The 20,886-nt window shown below is 69.0% G+C and carries 21 protein-coding genes and 1 pseudogene; 5 read left to right on the forward strand and 17 right to left on the reverse strand.

Annotation, left to right across the window (positions count from 1 at the left end; genetic code table 11):
* Window positions 1–29 precede the first annotated feature (29 nt).
* Both ptsP and ACZ45O_RS13700 read right to left on the reverse strand, forming a co-directional pair.
* On the reverse strand, window positions 30–1,745 hold the full coding sequence (gene ptsP / locus ACZ45O_RS13695) for a phosphoenolpyruvate--protein phosphotransferase (protein ID WP_464853740.1): 1,716 nt from the start codon (window positions 1,743–1,745) through the stop codon (window positions 30–32).
* Window positions 1,729–1,995: an HPr family phosphocarrier protein gene (locus tag ACZ45O_RS13700; RefSeq protein WP_011197392.1), complete on the reverse strand. Its 267-nt coding sequence runs from the start codon at window positions 1,993–1,995 to the stop codon at window positions 1,729–1,731. Before ACZ45O_RS13700 ends, ptsP begins: the two co-directional genes overlap by 17 nt.
* A 142-nt stretch (window positions 1,996–2,137) precedes the next feature.
* Here ACZ45O_RS13700 and ACZ45O_RS13705 point away from each other — a divergent pair, with 142 nt between their 5' ends.
* The gene (locus ACZ45O_RS13705) at window positions 2,138–2,812 is read left to right on the forward strand and encodes a B3/B4 domain-containing protein (protein ID WP_464853741.1); all 675 of its coding nucleotides are present in this window, start codon (window positions 2,138–2,140) and stop codon (window positions 2,810–2,812) included.
* Here ACZ45O_RS13705 and ACZ45O_RS13710 read toward each other — a convergent pair.
* From ACZ45O_RS13710 to ACZ45O_RS13735, 6 genes are all read right to left on the reverse strand, one after another.
* Complete coding sequence (locus ACZ45O_RS13710; protein ID WP_464853743.1) at window positions 2,769–3,137, reverse strand: ubiquitin-like small modifier protein 1; 369 nt, start codon at window positions 3,135–3,137, stop codon at window positions 2,769–2,771. The genes ACZ45O_RS13705 and ACZ45O_RS13710 overlap by 44 nt on opposite strands.
* A gap of 3 nt (window positions 3,138–3,140) precedes the next feature.
* Window positions 3,141–4,955: an aldehyde ferredoxin oxidoreductase family protein gene (locus tag ACZ45O_RS13715; RefSeq protein ID WP_464853745.1), complete on the reverse strand. Its 1,815-nt coding sequence runs from the start codon at window positions 4,953–4,955 to the stop codon at window positions 3,141–3,143.
* Between the two features lie 138 nt (window positions 4,956–5,093).
* Window positions 5,094–5,753: a bacillithiol biosynthesis deacetylase BshB2 gene (gene bshB2 / locus ACZ45O_RS13720; RefSeq protein ID WP_464853747.1), complete on the reverse strand. Its 660-nt coding sequence runs from the start codon at window positions 5,751–5,753 to the stop codon at window positions 5,094–5,096.
* Between the two features lie 11 nt (window positions 5,754–5,764).
* Window positions 5,765–6,124, reverse strand: a complete 360-nt coding sequence (locus ACZ45O_RS13725) for a YojF family protein (RefSeq protein WP_464853749.1) — start codon at window positions 6,122–6,124, stop codon at window positions 5,765–5,767.
* A 134-nt stretch (window positions 6,125–6,258) separates the two neighbouring features.
* On the reverse strand, window positions 6,259–6,795 hold the full coding sequence (locus ACZ45O_RS13730; RefSeq protein WP_464853751.1) for a bactofilin family protein: 537 nt from the start codon (window positions 6,793–6,795) through the stop codon (window positions 6,259–6,261).
* A 13-nt stretch (window positions 6,796–6,808) separates the two neighbouring features.
* A complete protein-coding gene (locus tag ACZ45O_RS13735) occupies window positions 6,809–7,858 on the reverse strand; it encodes a ParM/StbA family protein (protein ID WP_464853753.1) in 1,050 nt (349 codons plus the stop codon).
* Window positions 7,859–8,210: 352 nt separating this feature from the next.
* On the opposite strand from ACZ45O_RS13735, the gene ACZ45O_RS13740 reads away from it, so the two are divergent.
* Window positions 8,211–8,366, forward strand: coding sequence for a hypothetical protein (locus tag ACZ45O_RS13740; RefSeq protein WP_464853755.1), 156 nt, complete (start codon window positions 8,211–8,213; stop codon window positions 8,364–8,366).
* Window positions 8,367–8,577: 211 nt separating this feature from the next.
* Window positions 8,578–9,048, forward strand: coding sequence for a PCYCGC motif-containing (lipo)protein (locus ACZ45O_RS13745; RefSeq protein WP_464857769.1), 471 nt, complete (start codon window positions 8,578–8,580; stop codon window positions 9,046–9,048).
* 52 nt (window positions 9,049–9,100) lie between these two features.
* Here ACZ45O_RS13745 and ACZ45O_RS13750 read toward each other — a convergent pair whose 3' ends face one another.
* The 3 genes from ACZ45O_RS13750 to ACZ45O_RS13760 all read right to left on the reverse strand — a co-directional run bounded on the left by ACZ45O_RS13750 (window position 9,101) and on the right by ACZ45O_RS13760 (window position 12,358).
* On the reverse strand, window positions 9,101–10,447 hold the full coding sequence (locus tag ACZ45O_RS13750) for a sensor histidine kinase (RefSeq protein ID WP_464853757.1): 1,347 nt from the start codon (window positions 10,445–10,447) through the stop codon (window positions 9,101–9,103).
* The gene (locus tag ACZ45O_RS13755) at window positions 10,434–11,138 is read right to left on the reverse strand and encodes a response regulator transcription factor (RefSeq protein ID WP_464853758.1); all 705 of its coding nucleotides are present in this window, start codon (window positions 11,136–11,138) and stop codon (window positions 10,434–10,436) included. The genes ACZ45O_RS13750 and ACZ45O_RS13755 overlap by 14 nt, the downstream gene beginning before the upstream one ends.
* 107 nt (window positions 11,139–11,245) lie before the next feature.
* Window positions 11,246–12,358, reverse strand: a complete 1,113-nt coding sequence (locus ACZ45O_RS13760) for an alanine racemase (protein WP_464853759.1) — start codon at window positions 12,356–12,358, stop codon at window positions 11,246–11,248.
* Between the two features lie 140 nt (window positions 12,359–12,498).
* On the opposite strand from ACZ45O_RS13760, the gene ACZ45O_RS13765 reads away from it, so the two are divergent.
* A complete protein-coding gene (locus tag ACZ45O_RS13765; RefSeq protein WP_464853761.1) occupies window positions 12,499–14,280 on the forward strand; it encodes a PQQ-dependent sugar dehydrogenase in 1,782 nt (593 codons plus the stop codon).
* 45 nt (window positions 14,281–14,325) lie between these two features.
* On the opposite strand, the gene ACZ45O_RS13770 is transcribed toward ACZ45O_RS13765, so the two are convergent.
* A complete protein-coding gene (locus ACZ45O_RS13770; protein ID WP_464853762.1) occupies window positions 14,326–14,595 on the reverse strand; it encodes a DUF3303 domain-containing protein in 270 nt (89 codons plus the stop codon).
* A gap of 363 nt (window positions 14,596–14,958) precedes the next feature.
* Complete coding sequence (locus ACZ45O_RS13775; RefSeq protein ID WP_464853764.1) at window positions 14,959–15,708, reverse strand: hypothetical protein; 750 nt, start codon at window positions 15,706–15,708, stop codon at window positions 14,959–14,961.
* Between the two features lie 77 nt (window positions 15,709–15,785).
* Here ACZ45O_RS13775 and ACZ45O_RS13780 point away from each other — a divergent pair, with 77 nt between their 5' ends.
* Window positions 15,786–16,481, forward strand: coding sequence for a copper homeostasis protein CutC (locus tag ACZ45O_RS13780; RefSeq protein ID WP_464853766.1), 696 nt, complete (start codon window positions 15,786–15,788; stop codon window positions 16,479–16,481).
* Between the two features lie 63 nt (window positions 16,482–16,544).
* Here the strand turns inward: ACZ45O_RS13780 and ACZ45O_RS13785 are convergent.
* The 4 genes and pseudogenes from ACZ45O_RS13785 to ACZ45O_RS13800 form a co-directional block, all read right to left on the reverse strand.
* A pseudogene (locus ACZ45O_RS13785) lies at window positions 16,545–17,613 on the reverse strand (group II intron reverse transcriptase/maturase); the annotation flags it as partial.
* 75 nt (window positions 17,614–17,688) lie between these two features.
* Complete coding sequence (locus tag ACZ45O_RS13790; protein WP_464853768.1) at window positions 17,689–18,564, reverse strand: formate/nitrite transporter family protein; 876 nt, start codon at window positions 18,562–18,564, stop codon at window positions 17,689–17,691.
* A gap of 353 nt (window positions 18,565–18,917) precedes the next feature.
* Window positions 18,918–19,517 (reverse strand): 4Fe-4S dicluster domain-containing protein, encoded by a 600-nt coding sequence (locus ACZ45O_RS13795; protein WP_464853770.1) that lies wholly within the window; start codon window positions 19,515–19,517, stop codon window positions 18,918–18,920.
* Window positions 19,514–20,884, reverse strand: a complete 1,371-nt coding sequence (locus ACZ45O_RS13800; protein WP_464853772.1) for a [FeFe] hydrogenase, group A — start codon at window positions 20,882–20,884, stop codon at window positions 19,514–19,516. Before ACZ45O_RS13800 ends, ACZ45O_RS13795 begins: the two co-directional genes overlap by 4 nt.
* Window positions 20,885–20,886 lie beyond the last annotated feature (2 nt).

The following is a 20,886-nucleotide window of genomic DNA, read 5'->3' on the forward strand; positions in this document are numbered from 1 at the left end:
GTTGACTGCAGGGACAGCCGCTCTTACCGTCACACGGTCCGGCGTACCACCGGCTCCACCAGGGCCAGGACCTCCTCCGGCGTGCCCACGGTCAGGCACTGCTGCGCGAGCGCCCGGGCTTCCGCGGCCGGCGTCGAGCGCACCAGCCGGCGGATGCGGGGCAGAAGGGCGGGCGCCATCGACAGCTCGTCCACGCCCAGGCCCAGCAGCAGGAGGGCGCCCTCCGGCAGGCCACCCATCTCGCCGCACACGCCGACCCACTTCCCGGCGGCGTGGGCCGCCTGCACGACCCGGTCGATCAGTCGCAGGACGGCCGGGTGGTAGGGCTGGTACATCTCGGCCAACTCCGGGTTCCCCCGGTCCACCGCCAGGGTGTACTGCACCAGGTCGTTGGTGCCGATTGAGAAAAAGTCCACCTCCGGCGCCAGGTGGTCGGCCAGCAGGGCGGCCGACGGGATCTCCACCATAATGCCGACCTCGTACTGGTCTGCCACCCGGTGTCCCTCGGCCTCCAGCGAGCGTCGGGCCTCCGCCAGAGCCTCCCTGGCACGGCGCAGGTCGGCCAGCCCGTTCACCATCGGGAACATGATGGCCAGGCGGCCGTGAACCGAGGCCCGCAGCAGCGCACGGAGCTGGGTCCGGAACAGCTCCGGCCTACGGAAGCAGAGCCGCAGGGCGCGCACGCCCAGGAAAGGGTTCTCCTCCTTCGGCAGGCCCAGGTAGGGTACGTCCTTGTCGCCGCCGATGTCCAGGGTGCGGATGATCACCCGCTGGCCGTTGGCGTTCTGCAGGGCCTCGGCGTAGGCCTGGTACTGCTCCTCCTCCGTCGGCGCTGACTCGCGGCCCATGAAGAGGAACTCCGACCGCAGCAGGCCGACCCCCTCGGCCCCCTTCTCCATGGCGAAGGCCACCTCTGCCGGCGAACCGGCGTTGGCCGCCAGCTCCACCCGCACGCCGTCCGGCGTCTCCGCGGGCAGCGAGGCCTCGGCCCGGTCGCGCTCGGCCTGCTCGCGGGCCCGCGCCATGGCGGCCTCGTAGCGGCTGCGCGTCTCCGCACCCGGGTCGAGCACCACTTCGCCCGTGTCGCCATCCAGGGCGACGGTCATGCCGTCGTCGGCGGCATCCAGCACCCCTGCCGCGGCCACCACCGCCGGGATGCCCCAGGAGCGTGCGAGGATGGAGGTGTGCGAGGTGGGACCGCCCTGCTCCGTCACGATGCCGAGAAGCAGATCGCGGTCGATGCCGATGGTGTCGGTCGGGGCCAGGTCGCGGGCGACCACCACGGCCGGCTGCCGGAGCACAATCCCCACCGTGCGCCCGGTCAGTGCAGCGACGAGCCGCCGACCCACGTCGCGCACGTCGGCTGCACGCTCGCGCAGGTATTCATCATCCAGGGCTTCCAGCATGCCGGCGAATTGCTCGACGGCCGCCCGAACCGCCGCCTCGGCCGGCTGCCCCGCCTGGATGCCTTCCTCCACCAGATTCTGCAACTCCGGGTCCTGGAGCATGAGCTGGTGCGCGGTCAGAATCTCCCTGGCCTGCTCGTCGGCCCTCTCGGCCAGCTGGTTCAGCTCCGCCTCGGCCCGGCTGCGGGCGGCCTCGTACCGAGCCCGCTCCTCATCGGGCGTGCCGGCCGGCTGCGCCGCGACCTCCGGCTGCCCCTCGCGGTATACGAACGCAGGGCCGACGACGGCGCCGGCTGCGGCCGCGACCCCCCGCAAGACCCGCTCACTCACCGAGTCCACCCTCAATCAACGCGGCCAGGGCAGCCATGGCCTCCTCCTCCCGGGGCCCCTGGCAGCGGATGACGATGGTCTCCCCCTGGGCGACGCCAAGGCTCAGGAGGGAGAGCAGGGAACGGGCCGAGACCTCCTTCTCGCCCTTGCGCACGAAGATCTCCGTGTCGGCGAACTTCTGCACTTCCTTGACGAACAGTGCGGCGGGCCTGGCATGCAGTCCGGTAGGGTTGCTTAGGGTAAAGGTCCTTTCTACCATGCGGCGGACACTCCTTCTCGGTAACTTCCGCAAAGGCGTTTAACAATAGTATCCGGGATCGCGGCCCGGCTGTCCAGCAGGATTCGGTACATTTTCCGGCGTATCCATGCCGAGTCGCGGTGGAAAGGGGGTTTTTGCGCTGGTGCACCTGAAGATTGATCCGGAGTTCAGCCGGCAGCTGCCCTTCCTGACGCTGGGGATGCTGGAGATCGCGGAACTGGAAAACGGCCCGGCCACGGACGCCCTCCGGGCGCTGGTGGACGCGACCGTGTCACAGACCCGGGCTGAGCTCAAACTGGAGGAGATCAGCCAACTGCCGGCCATCGCCGGGTGGCGCAGGGCGCTGAAGGCCATGGGGACGGACCCCGCCCGGTACCGGATCTCCTCCGAACGCCTGCTCAGGCGCATCGTGAAGGGGGACGGGCTGCCCCGGGTGAGCCTCATCGTCGATCTGGTCAACGTCTGGTCAGCGGCGTCGGGGCTGCCCATCGGGCTGTACGACGCCGACCGGCTGGAAGGCGCCGCCCTCGAGTTCGCCGCAGGGCGGGAGGGCGAGCGCTACCTGACGCTGGCCGGCACCGAGATGGAAACGAAGGGCAAGCCTGTGCTGCGCGATGCGGCCGGACCCTGCGGCTCGCCCATCACCGACTCCGCCCGGACCGCCACGCATGAGGGAACCCGCCGGTGCGTCGCGGTGGTGTTCGGCCCGCCGCTCTACGACGGCGAGGAGTTCGAGCGCCACCTCGACCTGCTGGCGGACTGGGTGCAGCATTTCACCACAGGCAGGGTGACCGCGCGGGAGCGCGTCGTCTCATAACCTCCGCCGTCTCCGCGCGAATTATACAGGGCAGCAGGAGGGGCTGGCCGCCCCCCGCCACCGGCGGAAAGACCGCCAGGTCAACGCCGGGTGGTATGGGGGTGGCCAGCCCTTCCAGATCGCGGATGGAACGGCCGGCGATGAAGACCTGCACGTGCGGGAGCAGGTCGGAACCGTCGGGGGTGAGCACCTGCCCCGCCAGCCCCGGGCACTGCGCCACCAGGCGCCTGAGCACCTCGCCCACGGGCTCCCCGGGCGCTCCCGGAACCTCCACCCGGGCGGCGCCGGCAAGAGCGCGCAGCGTCGCGTAAAGCCGAACCTGCACGGCTCAGACGATCTCCAGTTCCCGCAGCTTCTCCATGGGCACCACGCCGTTCTTCCAGCCGCGGGCTGCGTAGTACTCTTCGAGCATCACGTCCAGCTCCGACACCTGCCCGGCGCTGCCCCCGGTCGCGGGCTCGGTGAGGAAGCGCTTGGGCAGGTAGTCGCTGCCCTCCCCCAGGCCCGCCAGGTTGTTGTAGTACCGCTCCAGGTTGTAGATGCGCTCGCCGGTGCGCATCACGTCCTCGGCCGTGAACGGCACGCCGGTGATCGCGCTGTACGCCTTCGCGTACTCCTCGGCGCCCATCGCGAAGGCCGAGAACTTGCAGAGGTCCATGGAGTCGGAGAAGGCGTGCAGGTCCTGGAAGACCTTGAGCAGCGCGCCCTTGCCCTCGGGACTCAGGCGGTCGGCCTGCAGGGGGATGCCCGCGATCTCCGCGGCAACCGTGTAGCCCCGCAGGTGGCACGCCCCCCGGTTCGAGGTGGCATAGGCCAGCCCGATGCCCTTGATGCCCCGGGGGTCGTAGGCGGGAATGGCCTGCCCCTTCACCGAGTTGGCCAGGTCCGGGCGGCCGAAGGAAGTCGCCGCGCCGTAGGCGCCCAGACCCAGGGCCCGGCCCAGCTGCCCCTCCGCGCGGGCAATGAGGCTCGCCACCGCGATCATCCGCTCCGCGTCGCCCCAGGCAATGCCGTCCTCCAGCAGCCCGAGTTCGGTGGCCTCCATCGCCGTGGAGAGCACGTTGCCCAGCTCGATGGTGTCCATCCCATAGTCGTTGCAGAGATCCAGGAGTTTCGCCACAGCGCCGGCGTCGGTCAGTCCGCAGTTGACGCCCAGGGCCCAGGCCGTCTCGTACTCGAACGACTCCGTGCGCACCCCCGCATACGGGCCTTCCTTGATCTCCACCAGCTTCTTGCACGCGACGGGGCAGGCGTGGCAGGTGGGCTCCTCCACCAGGTACTGCGCCCGGATCGTCTCCCCCGAAATCGCCTCGGCATCGGGGTGGAAGGTCTCCTTGCCGTTGAACGCGGGCAGGGCCCCGACCTCGTTGATGATGTTCATCAACACGTTGGTGCCGTACAGCGACAGGCCACCCTTGCGCGGCGCGGTCAGCACGCCCTCCATGATCGCCTTCAGCCCGACCTTGCGGGCCTCCTCGAAGTCCTGCTTCCGGTCGTCGGCCGGCTTCCACTGGTTCCTGATGTCGCCGATGGCCACGACCGCCTTCAGCTTCTTGGAGCCCATCACGGCGCCGGTGCCGCCCCGGCCGGCCGCCCGGTCGTTCTCATTCAGGATGGAGGCGAAGCGCACCTGGTTCTCCCCGGCCGGGCCGATGGCCATCACCGAAACGTTCCGGCCGCCGTGCCGCTCCTGCAGGATGCGCACCGTCTCCCGGATGCCCTTGCCCCACAGGTCCGAGGCGTCCGCAAGCCTCACCATTCCCCTCTCGCAGATGGCGTAGACCGGCGTCGCGGCCGCGCCGCGGAAGAGCAGCCCGTCAAACCCCGCCCAGCGGAGCCGCGCGGCGGACCAGCCGCCCATGTGCGAGTCGGTCACGCCGCCCGTGAGCGGCGACTTGGTGCAGACCGCCAGCCGGCCGGACATATTGATCGCACTGCCCGTCGCCGGACCGTTCATGAAACAGAGCAGGTTCTCCGGCGACAGCGGGTCGACCTCCGGCCCGTTGTCGAACACGTACTTCACGCCGAGCCCCCGGGTGCCAATGTACTTCCGCGCCGCGTCCGGGTCGATCCCCTCATACGTCACGTTCCCGGTCGTCAGGTCAATGCGTGCGACCCTGTTCGCATACCCCGTCAAGACCATGCTGAGCCACCCCTCCCAGCAATCCGTTTCCACATAATATTCGGGCAATACGTCGAATTCCCTCTTCGTGAAAGGATGTACTTGGGTGGGCCGGCTCGAACACTTCAGCCCCCGGATCTGCTCCGGGGGCTGTCATGGTTAATCGTCGAATTTCCACACGTGATAGCGCTCCATCTCCCGTTCCCGACGCAGCCGCTCCTGCTGCTCGGGATCGCCCTGCGCGCGCTCCAGCATGAGCTGGCTCTGCGAGCGGTGCGCCCGGATGGCGGCCAGTTTGGTCTCCCAGACAGAGCTTACATCCACCACCAGGTCCGGCTCGCCCAGCGCCGCGGACGCCCTGCCGAAAGCGCGGGTGTGCACCGGCGGGCGCTCTTCCGGCGGCAGCTGTGCCACCGCACGGACCGTTGCCCGGCCCAGGGCCATGTGGTCGGGATGCACGCTGTATTCGGGGTGGTACGTGATGATCAGAGATGGGCGGATCTCCTCGATGATGGCCCTCAGGCGCGCGGCCAGCGCGTCGGGATCCTCAAACTCCACCGTCTTGTCCCACAGCCCGAGAAAGCGCAGGTCGGTGATGCCCAGGATGCGGCACGCCTCCCGCAGCTCCTGCTCACGCAGCGCCGGCAGGCTCTCCCGCGTGGCAAACGGCGGGCGGCCCATGTTCCGGCCCATCTCGCCCCGGGTGGCGCACACGTAGGTGACGGGCACGCCCCGCCGGGCGTACAGCGCGATGGTGCCGCCCACCGCAAAGGTCTCATCGTCGGGATGCGGCATGATGACCAGCAGGTGCTCCTTCACGGTCTGACCTCCTACAGGGGAAACGGCGAGTGACTCAGTTCCAGAGCGATGGCCAGACGACCGTCGGCATCGTGGCCCGCCAGCAGCAGCCGGCCCTGGTCGTCCACCTCGTAGTCCGTCAGCCCCTCAGCATAGGTCCAGCCCTTGCCGGACTCCATTTGCAAACCCACCCGGTACGGGCCGGAACCCGTGATCTGGGCGCGGCTGAACCGCACCCTGGCGTTGCGGATGAAGGCGCAGACCGCCATCGCGTTCCCGCCGGCCGACTCCCCGGCGTAAGCGCCGTTAGTCGTCTCCAGGTGCAGGTAGACGTCGGTGTTGACAAAGGATTGCAGCCGCTGCTGCACAACCTCGCGATCGATGGGCTCCATGCAACTTGCCTCCAGCTTGGCGAATGACGTATGGTCGTAATTTAGACGCCCCCGAAGCAGCCCGGCGATACGCCGCACCCGGCCGGCAGCACAGAAGAACGATCCCCCTGCCACAGGCTGGCAGGGGGATCGGCTCACTCTTCCCTTTCAGACACCCCGGTCACCGGCCTCCTCCTGGACCGCATGTATCCGCGGAAGACGATGGTGCTCTCCTCAGCGGGCCGTGCGATGGGAACCGGCGCCTCCGGTTCTTCCTGCGCCTGCCGGGCAGGGGCCGCGAGCGCTGAACCGGGTTCGGGCCCGACAGCGGCTCCCGCCGGCCGCGCAGCCGACTCCGAGCGGTTGAGCCCCACAAAGCGCCCGCCGGGATCGATCACCAGCCGGCGGCAGTCGGCGTCACCGAACAGCTGTCCACCCTTGCCGATCCGCAGGGTGCCCGTCACAGTGACGTCGCCGTGGATCTCGCCCAGCAGGTAGAGGTCGACGGACCGCACCGGCCCTGAGCAGATGCCCCCCGGTGCGACGACCAGCTTTCCTTCGTGGGCGACCTCGCCGCGGATACACCCGCGCACCTCCAGCGTGCCGCGCGAGCGGACCGGGCCGTGAACCTCGGTCCCCCTGTCAATCACCGAATGCGGCTGTGCGTCCGGCTTCCGACGCCACCCGAACATGGTGCCTCACACCCTAGCGGGGCTGTGGATTCACCGGGGTTCGCTCGGTCCAGGGCGCACCGCCGGTCCCGTAGATGTAGTGGGCCCAGGCCAGGTAGCCGCGGCTGTTGGCTGTCAGCGGATCCGCAATCAGACTCGCCTGCGGGAACTGCGGCACCAGGTACCGCTGCAGGGCGTGACCGCCTCCGCCGGTGAACCACAGGGCATCATAGTCGGCCACCTGCCAGGTGGAGCGGATTTCGACCAGCACCTTGGTCGCCAGCTGCTCGAAGGCCTGCTCCCTGAGCCCGGTGATGTCCACCCGCCGGCCGCTCACACCGATTTCACCGGAGATGATCGCCTCGTCCAGCGCGTGGTTCTCCCGCTCGATGCCGTACTCCCGGAGCAACCCCGCGGCGACCGCGCCGTAGGCTGCAGACAGCCCGGTGGGCACTGTGCGGCTCTGTTCGGGCACATACTCGCCGCCCTCCACCGTCACCAGGTCCGTGGTGCGGAAGCCGATGTCGATGATGCCCACGCGGCCTTCGGCAGTGACCGGCTGCTCCACGAGCTGGCCCCTGGTATCCAGCACCTGTGACCAGTAGGTGCCCAGCGGCTGCGGAACCACGGTCACCCGGTCGACGCGCAGGAGGAGTTCTTCGGCGTCGGCGGCGCGGAACCGCACGACCCGGTGGTCGCCCCTCACGCTGCGGATGAACTCGTCGGCCAGGTGCATGCGGCCCGGGGGCAGCCCCGTGACGACGGAGAACGTGGTGTTGGGTTCATGACAGAACAGACTGAGGGCCGTCAGGAACAGGACGAGCAGGTCGTTGCCTTCGTCGCGCATGACGGAAAGGGACCGATAAGCGATACGGGACTGGCGCACGGCCAGGGTGCCCACATGGTAGACCCTGTCGCCGATCTGGATGCGCAGGTTGTCCGTGGGATCGGCCTCCTGGGATGCGAGTCGCAGGGGCTGATGCGGGCTCCCGTCGCCAACGACGCTCGGGAACAGGAAGCCTTCCCGGCCGTCAGTGGCCTTGACGAATCCGTAGCCGAGATCTACGCCGATAAGCCGTTCCATGGTTTGCCCCCCTTAGAGCTATCTGACAGGTCCGGGCCGGTGATCGCTTAAGGGCTATGGACTTCAAGATTGGAAAATTACTACCAATAAACATACCTTACCTACCTCAAAAAGTAAAGGAGGCAGGCCGCTTGTCGCTGCATCTGGTGAACCGCGTCTTTTCGGCGGCGAACTGCCCGGAAGAGGGGATGACCGGACCCCGGGGGACGCAGCCGGGCTGCGCGCTGCGGTCTGTGCGCCCAGATCGACATTTCGCCGCAAATCGCCCTATCGCGCGGCAACCTCCTGCTAAGCTTGAACCAGTAGCGCACGGGCTGTGTGCAGATGCCCGCGGGAAGGAGGGACTGTTTCGGTGTCGACCTATTCGACGATGGCTGCAAACTGGGAAGTAGGACTGGTGACGGCTGAAGCGGTCCACGGAATCGGCTTCGCCATGGAACTGGAACTGGAGACTAACGCCGAGAAACCCGCCGGGAACATGGAGAGTCTGGAGGACGCGGCGGACTGAGCGCCGCGGGCCCGCCGGCCCACATAACCCACACACAACCACAGCCGAGTCAGGGAAGATCCCCCCGACTCGGCTCTTCTGTATGCTCTTCACACTTCCTTCACAATCTGGAGCGAAACTGGGGGGTGAGCCACACTGGAAATGGGGGGTATCGATGACGAAGACGTGGAAGATCTCGCAGACGCGGAGAGCGTTATCCTCCCTGTCGCTGATGGCCCTGCTGCTGGTCGCCCTGCTGGGCCTGACGGCAGGCTGCTCGGCGGGGCCGGCCGCCCGGGACCCGGCGGTCCAACCCCCGGCAGCCGGACACGAGGCGAGTCTGCCGGAAGGGTTCCCCGAGCCGCCCGACTGGTTCGAGGTGGTCCCGGAGCCCATCCAGCACGTGTACGCGGCGGCGGCGCACCACCCTGAGGAATTGCAGTACATCCCCTGCTACTGCGGCTGCGGCGAGATCCACGCCAGCAACTTCCACTGCTACTTCCAGCAGGACGAGACCGGCGCGGTGGTCGCGTTCGACTGGCACGCCGCGGGCTGACAGATCTGTCTGGACATCACGCGTGACGTGGTGACAGGACTCGAGAAAGGAAAACCCCTCACCGAGATCCGCCGGGAGATCGACGAAGCGTACCAGGCGCTGGGGCTGGAGCCCACTCCGACGCCCATGCCCCCGGACGACCAGTAGACGCTGCGGAGCACCCGAGACCGGGTGCTCTTCTTCATGCTTCACGCGCGTTTTACGGGCGCGGCAGGCGGAACCAGAAGGAGGCGCCTTCGCCCGGCCGGGACTCCACCCCAACGTCGCCGCCGTGCGCCCGGATGATGGAACGCACCACCGCCAGGCCGAGGCCCCGCCCTCCCTTCCGCCGGCCCCGGAAGCGGTCGAACACGTGGGGAAGCTCGCCCGGGTCGATGCCCCCGCCCGTGTCGCGGACCCACACGGTCACGGAGTCCGCCGCAACGTCTGCCGACACCCGCACCCCGCCGCCTGCAGGGGTGTGGCGGAGGGCATTGTCGAGCAGGTTGAAGAGCGCCTGCTGAATCCTCCCCCCGTCGGCACGGACGGGCGGCAGCGGCTCCGGCAGGTCCACCGCCAGCGCGACGCCCTTTTCCGCCGCCTGCGGCCGCACAGTCTCCACGGCCTGCAGGGCCGGTACGCGCAGGTCCAGCGGAGCCAGGTCCAGGGCCATCTGGCCCTCGCCCATCTGCGCCAGGTCCATCAGGTCGTCCACGAGCCGCCCCACGCGGTCCGCCTCATCCATCACCACCTGCTGGCAGCGCCGCACCTCCGCGGGGTCGGTCACCAGCCCCTCGGCCAGGGCCTGCGTGTAGCCGCGGATGTACGAGAGCGGCGTGCGCAGCTCGTGGGCAACGTCCGCCAGGAACTCCCGCCGGCGGCGCTCGTGGGTCTCCAACTGCTCCGCCATCTGGTTGATCGCCAGGCCGAGGCGGCCCAGTTCGCTCGCGTCCTGCACCGCCACACGCGCCGAAAAATCGCCGCGCGCGATGGCGCGGGTGGCCCGCTCCATCGCCAGCACGGGCCGGGTGAGGCTCCTGGCCAGCACCAGGGCGAGCCCCATGCCCAGAAGAAGGGCGGCGCCGCCGGCCACCCAGAGATACCGCCGGGCCTGATCGAACGACTGCCGCAAGGGGTCGGCGGGGGCCAGCAGGAGCACCCCGCCGGCGCCCCCCGGGACCGGGACGCCGGTCACGATGAAGGTGCTCCCCCCGGGCGCCTGAAGCTGCCCCGTGTGGGTCCGGCCGGCGATCACCGCCCGCACGGTGTCAGCCGGCACGGCGATCGCCGAGGCGCCCTCGAACGAACGGGGCTGCCCGGCTGCGTCCACAACCACCACCTCGCCGCCCACCATCTCGGCCATCAGCGGCGCGGCGGCCAGGGCCGCATCGTCGGCTGCGAGCATGTCCGCCAACTGCCGGCTGTGGTAGAGCAGCGGCTCGGTCACCTGCGTGGCGTAGAACCGCTCCAGCAGCTGGTCAAGGGCGTACTCCACGGGAACCAGCACGAAAAGCAGGAGCAGGGAGAGTGAGAGCCAGAACTTGGCCACCAGGTTAAGGCTGCGCATCGGCCACCTCCGCGAACCTGTAGCCCACGCCCCAGACCGTGACGATCATCCCCGCGCCCTCGCCCAGCTTCTCCCGCAGGTTCTTGATGTGCGCGTCCACCGTGCGGGCGTCACCCTGGTAGGCCGGCCCCCAGATCCGGTCCAGCAGCTTCTCCCGCGAGAAGACCTGGCCCGGGTGCGCCGCCAGCAGGACGAGCAGATCGAACTCCTTCGGCGTCAGCGCCAGGCGGCGGCCGGCGTACGCCGCCATGCGCTCGGACGGCCGGACCGTCAGGCTGCCCCGGCGGATCGGCACGCGGGCCTCCACCTGCCCGGTCGCGCGGCGGAGCACCGCCTGCACCCGGGCGACCAGCTCCCGGCCGTCGAAGGGCTTGGCCACGTAGTCGTCCGCGCCCATGCGCAGGCCCTGCACCCGGTCCACCACGCTGCCCCGGGCCGTCAGCATGATGACGGGGACGGCAGACTCCTCCCGAATGCGCCGGAGCGTCTGCCAGCCGTCCAGCTGTGGCATCATCACGTCCAGCAGCACCAGATCCGGCGCAACCGCGCGCACCGCCCGCAGCGCGGCGAGGCCGTCCTCCGCCTCGTGCACCTCGAACTCCGCCGCCAGATAGAGCCGGATCAGCTCCCGCATACGGGGCTCATCGTCCACCACCAGCACGACCGGTCGCCTTCGCGTTATAGAAGCCATCTACCTCCACCTCTGCCTCAGCCGTCTCCTCTGGCTCACCTGTTTCCCTGAACCGTCTCCTCTGCCCCAGCCTTCCTCTCTGCCTCCCCGCCCCCGCAGCGCAGTCCCTACTTCAGCCGGCCCCGCGCCGCCACCGGCAGCACCAACTCCACCACGCCGCCCCGCACGCCGATCACCTCGTCGAACAGGTTGACGACCGGGCAGATGTGGTTGGGGAGCACCCGCACCTTCTCCCCGATCCGCAGGCGCTCGACCCCCTCGCCCTCGATCACCCCGTGCTCCTCCGAGACCCGGGCGATCGTGAGGCCGAAATCCGGCAGCAGCCCGTACCCGGCCGTCCGGCAGATCCCGCTCGAACGGGTATCGCTGGTGAGGCTCTTGCTCCCAGTGTCCAGCACCGCCCGGTCGGGCCCCGGGCGGGAGACCACCGTCGCCAGCACGTGTGCCGCGCAGGCCTCCACCCCGCCGGCCAGGGCCGCCTGGGCCGCGTCCAGGAAGATGTACGTGCCGGGCCGGATCTCGGTGATGCCCTTCCGGTACCCGGCCCCGCTCAGGAGCCCCGGCGTGGACCCCACGGAAACCACCGGATCGATGCCCAGCAGCTCCCGGAGGCCGTCGCCCAGCCGGACCATGACGTCCTGCGCCGCGCGCTGGACCGCAGCCAGCTCCTCCCGGTCAGCCGCCTCGTAGGTGTAGCCCTCGTAGGTGTAGATGCCCCGCACGGAGAGCCCCGGGAGCGCGTGGACCTCCTGCGCCAGGGCCGGCGCATCCGCCGGGGAGATCCCGCCCCTGCGGCTGCCGGTGTCCACCTCGATCATCACGTCCAGCGGCCGGGCCGCTCCCGCCATGGCGCCTGACAGCGCCCGCGCCTGCTCGATGTGGTCCACGCCCACTGCCAGCCGCACCCGCGCGGCGAGGGCGGCGGCCCGCTCCGCCTTCGCCTGGCCGAAGAGCGTGTTGGCGATGAAGATGTCGGTGAGGCCGGCGTCGGCCATGACCTCGGCCTCGGTGACCTTCGCGACGGTAATGCCGGCGGCGCCGTGCGCCAGCTGGCGCTGGGCAAAGTAGGGGGACTTGTGGGTCTTGGTGTGGGGGCGCAGGGCCACCCCTGACGCTGCAGCGATCTCCGCGCCGCTCCGCAGGTTGGCCTCCACCCGGTCCAGATCGATGATCAGCGACGGCGTATCCAGAGCTTCCACAGGCGTTCCCGGCCGGATCATCCCGCCACCTCCATGAAATCAAGTTGTTTTCCGGATCAAGGCACGCTCGGTTCCCGAAACGTCTTTCGGCGTCGCCGGAGGCACCTCCTGTCCGGCACCCTGAGATGGTATGCCCGCCCCAGGCCGCTCATAAGAATGAGGTGCTCTACCCGTGTAAGGAGGGAACCGGACTGAACAACCAAGACCCTGCACCCCTGGCCCGGCGCCGCCTGCAGCGTGCGCTGCTCCACCTGCCGCTCTACCAGGCCATCGCGGAACTGGCGCCGCCGGACGGAAGGCAGCTGGCCAGGCACGCCCTGGCGCTGCACCTGCGGGAGATCGACCTCCTGCGGCCGTCCGCGCAGGGCCCAGTGGCGGGCGGCCAGGTCTCGGATCGGGCGGCGGGTGGCCCGGAATCTTTCTCAGACCGGGCGGCGACAGGTGGCCCCGAAGCCATCGCCGATCCGGCGCTCCTGGCGGCAGAACTCGCCGAGCTGGCAGAGCAGGCCGCCCTCGAGTACTTGCTGAACGAGGGCGATGGCCAGGCGGCCCTTGCGCCGCTGTCAGAGATTGCGGCGGAAAAGGCCGCTGTGCTTCAGGCCGTCGCCGCGCAGATGGATGGCCCGTCCGGCCGGGACGACTATGCGCTCGAGCAGGGGTACGTACTGGAGCCGGTCGTCTCCGGCCTCACCTACCCCACCGGCGTGTTCTTCGATGACGAGGGCGGCGTCTACGTCGTAGAGGGCGGCTTCACCTACGGCCCGGCCAGGGGCCCCGCCCGGGTGCTGAAGGTCGACGGTCAGCGGCTTTCGGTGGTGGCGGAAGGGCTGCAGGGTCCGGTCACCGGGGCCCTCTGGCATCAGGGAGCGCTCTACACCGTGGAGGGAGGACCCTCCGGGCGGCTCGCGCGGACGGTGCCCGGTCAGGGCACGAGCGGCCTGGTGACCGGGCTGCGCACGTTCGGCGACCACTACGGCAGCGCGCTGGCACTGGGGCCCGACGGCTTCCTCTATTTCGGCGTCGGCGCCGCCACCAACAGCGGCGTGGTGGGCTGGGACAACTACGTCTTCGGCTGGCTTCCCCAGGTGCCCGACGGACACGACGTTCCGGCGCGGGACCTCCGACTGGTGGGCGAGAACTACTGGGACCTCAACTGGCTGGCCCCGGACCCACGCCGGGCCCAGGCATGGACCGGCGCCTTCAAGCCCTTTGGCACCCCTGCGCGCCCCGGCGAGCTCATCCGGGGTCGCCGGATGGCCAACGGCGTCCTCTACCGCGTGCGGCCCGACGGCTCGGGGCTGGAGGTCTTCGCCGACGGGCTGCGCAACGTCTTCGGACTCCGGTTCAGCCCCGACGGCCGGCTGCTCGCCCTGAACCAGGGCTTCGACGGCCGCGGCAACCGCCCCATTGACGCCGACTGGGACAGCCTCTGGGAGGTGCGCCGCGGCGGCTGGTACGGCTGGCCCGACTTTGCCAGCGGCCTGCCCGTCACCGCGCCCCGCTTCCGCCCACCGGGGCAGCCGCAGCCCCGCTTCGCGCTGCTCGAACACCCGCCGCTTGCGGGCCAGCCCCTGTTGCGGCTGCCGCCTCACAGCGCGAGCATGAAGTTCGACTTCGCCCCGCGGGAGTTCGGCTTCGCCGGGCAGGTCTTCATCGCCCAGTTCGGTGCCGGCGCGCCGCTCACGGCAGACCCGCGCGCGGTGCGTATGATCCCCGGCTTCCGGGTGGTCCGCGCCAACCTGGCCAGCGGACAGGTGCGCGACTTCTACGTGAACCTGCGGCCGGGGGCCGGCGGTCCGTGGCCGGAGCGGCCCATCGACGCCAAGTTCTGCCCCCGCGACCGCTGCCTCTATGTGGTGGATTTCGGCGTGCTGGAGGCCATCCCCGGCCACTTCATCCCCCACGCCGGCACCGGGGCGCTCTGGCGAATTCGCAGGGCATAATGGGAAAACCGCCCCGATCGGTCGGGGCGGTTTCGTCTGCAGGGCCTAATCCATGCTCATGACCGGCCGGATCTCCGCGGTGGTGTAGGCGAAGAGGCCGCTCTCCATCAGCGCCTCCTGAATCACGTGACCGTCGGGCGCCTCGAGCACGAGGTAGTTCACGTGGGCGGGAGGGTCCGCCCACCGCCCAATGGTCTTCACGCCCGCGTTGTCCAGGAACTCCTGCATGGCGTTGGCGCACGGATGGATCGCCTCGTTCCCGGGCCGGCCGGGGCACGACTCCGGGCTGTGCCGGAGGATCACCATGTGCAGCATGTGTGCTCCCCTTTCTGCAGCGGAGGTGCGCGTTGCTGCGCTTAGCTTTGCCCAAACGCTGCGGGGTGCCGTTACTGCGCCGGTCCTGATGCTACCCATCCTCCCGGCCTGGCCAAGTCACGTCGTCGTCGCACCGGGCCTCGGATCCGGCGTTCTTGGCGCCGGCCCATGCCGCCGCCCGACTCGGGCGATTTTCGACTTCGCACGCCCGGCAAGTGGAAATCCGCCGCAGTTCGCACCCTGCGCCCCGCAGAGTTGCGCACCGTGGCGGCGGATCGGACTTCTATACCGAACCCAGTGGCCGAGGCCCCTGAACTGTCGCCGTCTGCGGGAATGCCGTAACACGCACAGATCCGCCCCGGCCTATCTGGGCGGATCTGTCTGTATCCAGCGATCCATAACCTGCTGCAACCGCCGGATGAGAAGCCGGAAGATCGGCGTAAGGAGAACCGACCAGGCAAGGGCGAACAGGGCGTAGACCGCCAATGCGAAGGCGACGCCCTGCGAGCGCAGGTCCGGCCCCAGGGCGGCGAAGCCGACGCCCCAGGTGAGCAGCGCCAGCCCGCCGAACAGAGTGAGCGCCGGCAGCAGCGGCGCCTTCCAGCCTGTGTGCCCCCGGCGGAACGCCAGGCCGAGCGCCGCGCCGAAGGGGCCGTTGGCGAGCCCGAACACCCAGCCCTCCTCCGGTTGGAACAGCGCGCAGAGCAGGGCCGCGACGGGCAGGGTCAGGGCCGTGGCACGGGGGTGGATGGCTGTGACCAGGGCCATGGGGAGGAACGCGAGTATGGCCAGGGCAAAGCCCGCGGGCTGCCCCAGCCAGATGGGCGCGGTCTGGAGCACAACCGCCATGCCGGCCATCATGCCGGAGAGGAGCAGGGCGCGCAGGCGCATGGGGAGCCTCCTCGCCGTTTTTCCCATCGTATGCGGGGCTCCCTGCGCTGCGCCGAGTCCTTCACCCTGCGCACCGCTCCACAGCCCCACCACCGCCTGACGGTGCGCGCCGCTCCGCCTGTCCGCCACCAGCGCTCGCACCGCGGGCAACAGGTCGATCTCCCCCTCCGCCACCTGCCCTCGGCCCCGCTGGCCGCCGCCACGGTACGGCAGCCTAGCCATCTCACCGGACCTCCGGCAGGTGAACGCCGCCCCGTAACGGAAAGAGTAGAGCAACGACCAGGGAAGCAGGAGGAGCCATGCGAGCAACACTGGAGGTTGTCGTCGTCACCGTGGAGGACGCCATCGCCGCAGAGGCAGGTGGCGCTGACCGGCTCGAACTCGTCGCGAATCTCCTCGAAGGGGGCGTCACGCCCAGCTACGGTGTGATCGCCGCCGTCCGGCGCGCCACGCGCCTGCCCATCTACGTCATGATCCGGCCCCGGGGAGGCTCCTTCCACTTCACGCCGGCTGAGATCGACGCCATGGTGGAGGACGCCCGCATCGCCCGCGAGCTGGGGGCAGACGGTCTGGTTGTCGGCGCGCTGACCCCGGAGGGGACCGTGGACCACGAGGCGATGCTGCGCGTGCTGAACGAGGCGCGCCTGCCCGCCACCTTCCACCGGGCCTTCGAGGCGATCACCCCGAAGGAGGACGCCCTGAAGCAGGTGGCGGAACTGCCCTACGTCGAGCGCATTCTCACCGGCGGGCGCTCGCCCCGGCCGGAGACGGCGTCCGATGCGCTCAGGGAGATGATCGCTCAATCGCCGCTGGAGATCATGGTGGGCGGGGGCGTCACGCACGCCAACGCGGCCCAGATTCTGCGGGAGACGGGAACGACGGCCCTGCACACGGCCACGGCCGTGCGCGCCCCCGCCCAGCCCACCGCGGGCGTGTCGGCCGGGCTCGTGGCCCGGATGCGGCGCATGATCGACGGATGTGTGGCCGCCGAGTGACCGAAGGCGCTCCGGCTGACGGAGCGACGATCGAGTAGGAGGGGGCGGCTAGCCCCCGTCCTCTCACACCACCGGACATGCGGGTCCGCATCCGGCGGTTCGCCAAGATTGACGAGTAGCTTCATAGCATTCGGTCAGGCTTATCAGCCCCTGGGCACGCCAGTAGGCGTTGCCCAGGGCGTTGTGTAGTGGGCCACCTGCCATCCGCCACGGGCCTTTACGGCTGTTGGCGAGTTGGCAGACTACCCATTCGGGCAAACCGAGGGCGCGCAACTCCCGAAAGCGCGTGCGTACACGCTTCCACTGCTTCCATACGCATGCTCGCAGCCGACGCTTCAGCCATCCTTCGAGTCTTTCAAAGGCTGACCTGGCATCGGAGAGCGCATAGTACCCAACCCAGCCCCGCAAGTAAGCGTTCAGGCGTCGGATTCGGTCCTCCATACTCTCGCTGCGGTTGCGGTCCGTCAGCGTGCGAAGCTTGTCCTTCACGCGCTTCAGGCTCTTCGGTGCCAGCCGGATGCGCACTCCCCGGCGCTTGTAGAAGCTAAACCCGAGGAACTGCCGCTTCCATGGCCGGTCCACTGCGCTCTTCTCCTCGTTGACCTTCAGCCGTAACCGCTCCTGCAGGAAGTGGCGCACGCTCCTGTAGACCCGTTCTCCCGCCCGCTTGCTGCGGACGTAGATGTTGCAGTCATCGGCGTACCGGACGAAGTGGTGCCCGCGGCGCTCCAGCTCCTCGTCGAGGTCATCCAGCAGGATGTTCGCCAGCAGCGGGCTCAGCGGACCGCCCTGTGGCGTCCCTTCCTCCGTCGCCGCGACTACCCCGTTCAGCATGACCCCGGCCTGTAAGTACCGCCGGATCAGCCGCAGCACTCGCTTGTCCGTGACGTGCCTTCCTGACCGCGTCATGACCCCGCCGCCCCGGCCGAAAGCCGTAGCTGGATTCGGAGAATGTCGGGTCAAAGATTGGCGTCAGTACTTGCAGGAGTGCCTGCTGGATCAGGCGGTCCATCACGGTGGGAATACCCAACATCCGCTTGCCGCCGCCCGGTTTCGGGATTTCGACCCGGCGGACTGGCTGCGGTCTGTAGGTCCCCCGGAGCAGTTCCTCACGGATGCGGCTCCACACCGCCAAGTCAGCGCCCATGCCGGGCGCACATGAAGGGGCCTCTCCGTGCGTGCGGAGAGGCCCCTCAAACTGCGCGCCTCAGGCCTGGTCAGCGGTCGCCCCCAGTTTCCGGGTCTGCACCCTGCCCGCGGCGTCGCTCTTTCGCACGTAGGCGAACCAGTAAAAGGTGGCCACGAAGAGCGCCGAACCGAGCACGTTGCCCAGCACGACCGGGATCCAGTTCTTGGTGATGATGTTGGCCCAGGTGAGCGCATCCACCGCGGGGCCCAGGTTGGCAGCCGCCACGACGGCGGCGTTCTGCTTGGCGAACCAGCCGGCCGGCAGGTAGTAGAAGTTGGCCACGCTGTGCTCGAAACCGCTCATGACGAACATCATGACCGGAATGTAGCAGGACGCGAATTTGGAGATGATGTCCTTCGAAGCAAACGACAGCCAGACGGCGCACCCGACCAGCCAGTTGCAGAGGACGCCCCGCATGAAGGCCTCCGTCCAGGTAAGGTCGATCTTGCTGACCGCAATGGAGAGCGTTGCGAGCCCAAGCCGCCCGTCGTTGAAGCTGAAGAGGCCGGTCTGCGCCATCATCCAGGCGTAGCCCACCGCGCCGGCGAGGTTGGCGAGCAGCACCCACCCCCAGCTCCGCAGCAGGGCCCCGAGGGTGATGCGCTTCTCCAGGTAAGACATCCACATGAGCACGTTTCCGGTGAAAAGCTCCGCGCCGCAGTTGATGACCAGCATCAGCCCCACGGAGAAGACAGAGCCCTTCAGGAACTGTTGAAAGCCAACGCCGAGGGCGGTCACATCGTGGGAGGCCATGGTGGACCCCTGCGCGCCGATGGAGATGAACGCGCCGGCCAGCAGGCCCAGAACGATCATCTTGGAGACCGACATCCTGGACCGGATCACATTTGCCTCGACCACGCTCTGTGCGACCTCTTGCGGCGTTGCAAATGCCATGATTTCATCCTCCTGTCGACGCAGATTCGGGCTGCAGGCCAGAGCCTTCCCGGCCCTGGGGCGCCGGACAAAAGACGACGGATGAGCCGCGGACTCAGGCTCATCCGTTGGATTCCGTGGGGAGCGCTGCCCGACACCTCCTCCTCATTCACCTTTTAAATTGTACATCTCCTCCCGACGGCTGCCCAATAGGTAGACGGGCCTGCTTTTGCGTGGGCAGAAGGTAGGTCGCCGACATGAGCCCCGAGCCACGGCGCCGGTCCCGCAGCCTTCGGGCCGCCGCCCCAGGCCCTGGCTGCCCGCACCCGGCGGACAGAAATAGAGAAGGGCGCGTCACGCGCCCTTCGTCCACTTTATCGATTCGCTCCGGCCGGCTGCACGCCCGATCGGGCGATCTGCATCGCGCTGGCCGCCCGCCTGCTCTTCACGCTCCGGGCCATGGTCCCCCGCTTCACCAGCACCAGGGCCCGGGCCAGGCAGACCTCCACGCAGGCCGGTCCGCCCGGACGGCCGATGCAGAGGTCGCACTTGTGAGCCACGTACCGCTCCTTCGGGGCCGCGCCCTCGTCCGTCTGCACCTTCAGGCCCGGCTGCCGCACCCGCTGCCCCTTGTCCAGCGCCGGCACCACGTCCATGGCGCCGAAGGGGCAGGCCAGCACGCAGGTCTTGCAGCCGATGCACTTCTCCTCCTTCACCAGCACCACGCCGTCCTGCCGCACGATGGCCCCGACCGGGCAGGCGTTGGCGCACGGGGCGTCCTCACAGTGGCGGCACTGGATCGGCATCGTCACCTGCGAGGTGCGCACCACCCGCAGCCGGGGCTGAAACGGCGCCTCCATCTCGCCGGCCGTGGTGATCGACGTGCCCAGGTGCGCCACCGCGCAGGCGATCTCACAGGACTGGCAGCCGATGCACTTGGTCGGATCGGCCAGCACAAAGGTGCTTGCCGTCATGCGTCACGCCTCCTCGGCGTGTAGGTGGTGTGAAGCAGGTGGTGCGACTGCTCGCCCAGCGGCTTGCCCAGGAACTCCTTGTAAATCTTCTTGATGTCGGGGTTCTCGTGGGACTTCCGGTGGCGCAGCTCGCCGTCATGCTTGTAGGTGGACGCCGTGCGGGCCGTGCGGGCGCAGATCCGGTCCTTCGGCAGGAGCGCCTTGGGCTGGCCGCCGCCCGAGACGCAGCCCACCGGGCAGGTCATGACCTCCATGAAGTGGAAGTCGGCCGTGCCCGCCTTCACCTGCTCCAGCACGGGGGCGACGTGCTTCAGCCCCGAGACCACGCAGACCTTCAGCTCCAGGTCGCCCACCTGCACCGTGGCGTAGCGCACGCCCTCTCCGCCCCGCACGTACTCCAGGTCCAGTTCGGGGATGGGCTTCTTGGTGATGACCTCGTAGGCGGTGCGCAGGGCCGCCTCCATCACGCCGCCGGTCGCCCCGAAGATGGTGCCCGCGCCCGTGTAGAGCCCCAGCGGCCGATCGTACTCTTCCTCCGTCAGCGAGGCAAAGTCGATGCCCGCATCCTTGATCAGGTGCGCCAGCTCGCGGGTGGTAATGACCACGTCCACGTCCTGGTGGCCGCTGGCCTTCATCTCCGGCCGGTTGGCCTCGAAGTCCTTGCAGGTGCAGGGCATCACGGAGACGCTGTAGACCTTCGCCGGGTCGACCTTGTCCACCTTGGCCCCGTAGGTCTTGAACAGCGCGCCCGCCATCTGCTGCGGCGACTTGCAGGAGGAGAGGTGCGGCAGCAGCTCGGGGTAGGTCTGCTCCAGGTACTTCACCCAGGCGGGGCAGCAGCTGGTGAACATGGGCAGGGTGCCGCCCTTGGTCACCCGCTCGATCAGCTCATGCCCCTCCTCCATGATGGTCAGGTCGGCGGTGAAGTCGGTGGAGTAGATCCGGTCGAAGCCCAGCCTCCGCAGGGCCGCGGCCATCTGGCCAGGGGCCAGGCTGCCCAGCGGCATGCCGAACTCCTCGGCGATCGCCACGCGCACCGCCGGCGCGACCTGGACCATGACGTACTTATCGGGGTCCGCCAGGGCCTCCTTCACCTTCAGGGCCTTGCCCTGGTTGTAGGCGGCGAAGAGCGGCTCCTTCACCGAAGGCAGCATCGCGCGTTCGGCCAGCTTCTGCTCGCGGGGAGCGATCCCCTCGTCCAGGATCGAGGCGTACGAGCTGCAGACCTGGACGCACTGGCCGCACATCACGCAGAGCTCCTGGTCAACCGACTGGGGCTGACCGAACTCGCCGACGATGGCGTCAACCGGGCAGACGTCGGCACAGCTCCGGCAACCGGTACAGAGTTCCTGATCGATGTAAATCACGG

It is taken from the genome of Symbiobacterium turbinis, assembly GCF_055383075.1.

Bases quoted from the DNA above. Each gene is read 5' to 3' on its own strand.
- ACZ45O_RS13700 (WP_011197392.1), bottom strand. From the start codon at position 1,995: ATGGTAGAAAGGACCTTTACCCTAAGCAACCCTACCGGACTGCATGCC.
- ACZ45O_RS13715 (WP_464853745.1), bottom strand. From the start codon at position 4,955: ATGGTCTTGACGGGGTATGCGAACAGGGTCGCACGCATTGACCTGACG.
- ACZ45O_RS13725 (WP_464853749.1), bottom strand. From the start codon at position 6,124: ATGGAGCCCATCGATCGCGAGGTTGTGCAGCAGCGGCTGCAATCCTTT.
- ACZ45O_RS13730 (WP_464853751.1), bottom strand. From the start codon at position 6,795: ATGTTCGGGTGGCGTCGGAAGCCGGACGCACAGCCGCATTCGGTGATT.
- ACZ45O_RS13735 (WP_464853753.1), bottom strand. From the start codon at position 7,858: ATGGAACGGCTTATCGGCGTAGATCTCGGCTACGGATTCGTCAAGGCC.
- ACZ45O_RS13750 (WP_464853757.1), bottom strand. From the start codon at position 10,447: ATGCGCAGCCTTAACCTGGTGGCCAAGTTCTGGCTCTCACTCTCCCTG.
- ACZ45O_RS13755 (WP_464853758.1), bottom strand. From the start codon at position 11,138: ATGGCTTCTATAACGCGAAGGCGACCGGTCGTGCTGGTGGTGGACGAT.
- ACZ45O_RS13760 (WP_464853759.1), bottom strand. From the start codon at position 12,358: ATGATCCGGCCGGGAACGCCTGTGGAAGCTCTGGATACGCCGTCGCTG.
- ACZ45O_RS13770 (WP_464853762.1), bottom strand. From the start codon at position 14,595: ATGCTGCACATGGTGATCCTCCGGCACAGCCCGGAGTCGTGCCCCGGC.
- ACZ45O_RS13775 (WP_464853764.1), bottom strand. From the start codon at position 15,708: ATGGCTAGGCTGCCGTACCGTGGCGGCGGCCAGCGGGGCCGAGGGCAG.
- ACZ45O_RS13780 (WP_464853766.1), top strand. From the start codon at position 15,786: ATGCGAGCAACACTGGAGGTTGTCGTCGTCACCGTGGAGGACGCCATC.
- ACZ45O_RS13790 (WP_464853768.1), bottom strand. From the start codon at position 18,564: ATGGCATTTGCAACGCCGCAAGAGGTCGCACAGAGCGTGGTCGAGGCA.
- ACZ45O_RS13795 (WP_464853770.1), bottom strand. From the start codon at position 19,517: ATGACGGCAAGCACCTTTGTGCTGGCCGATCCGACCAAGTGCATCGGC.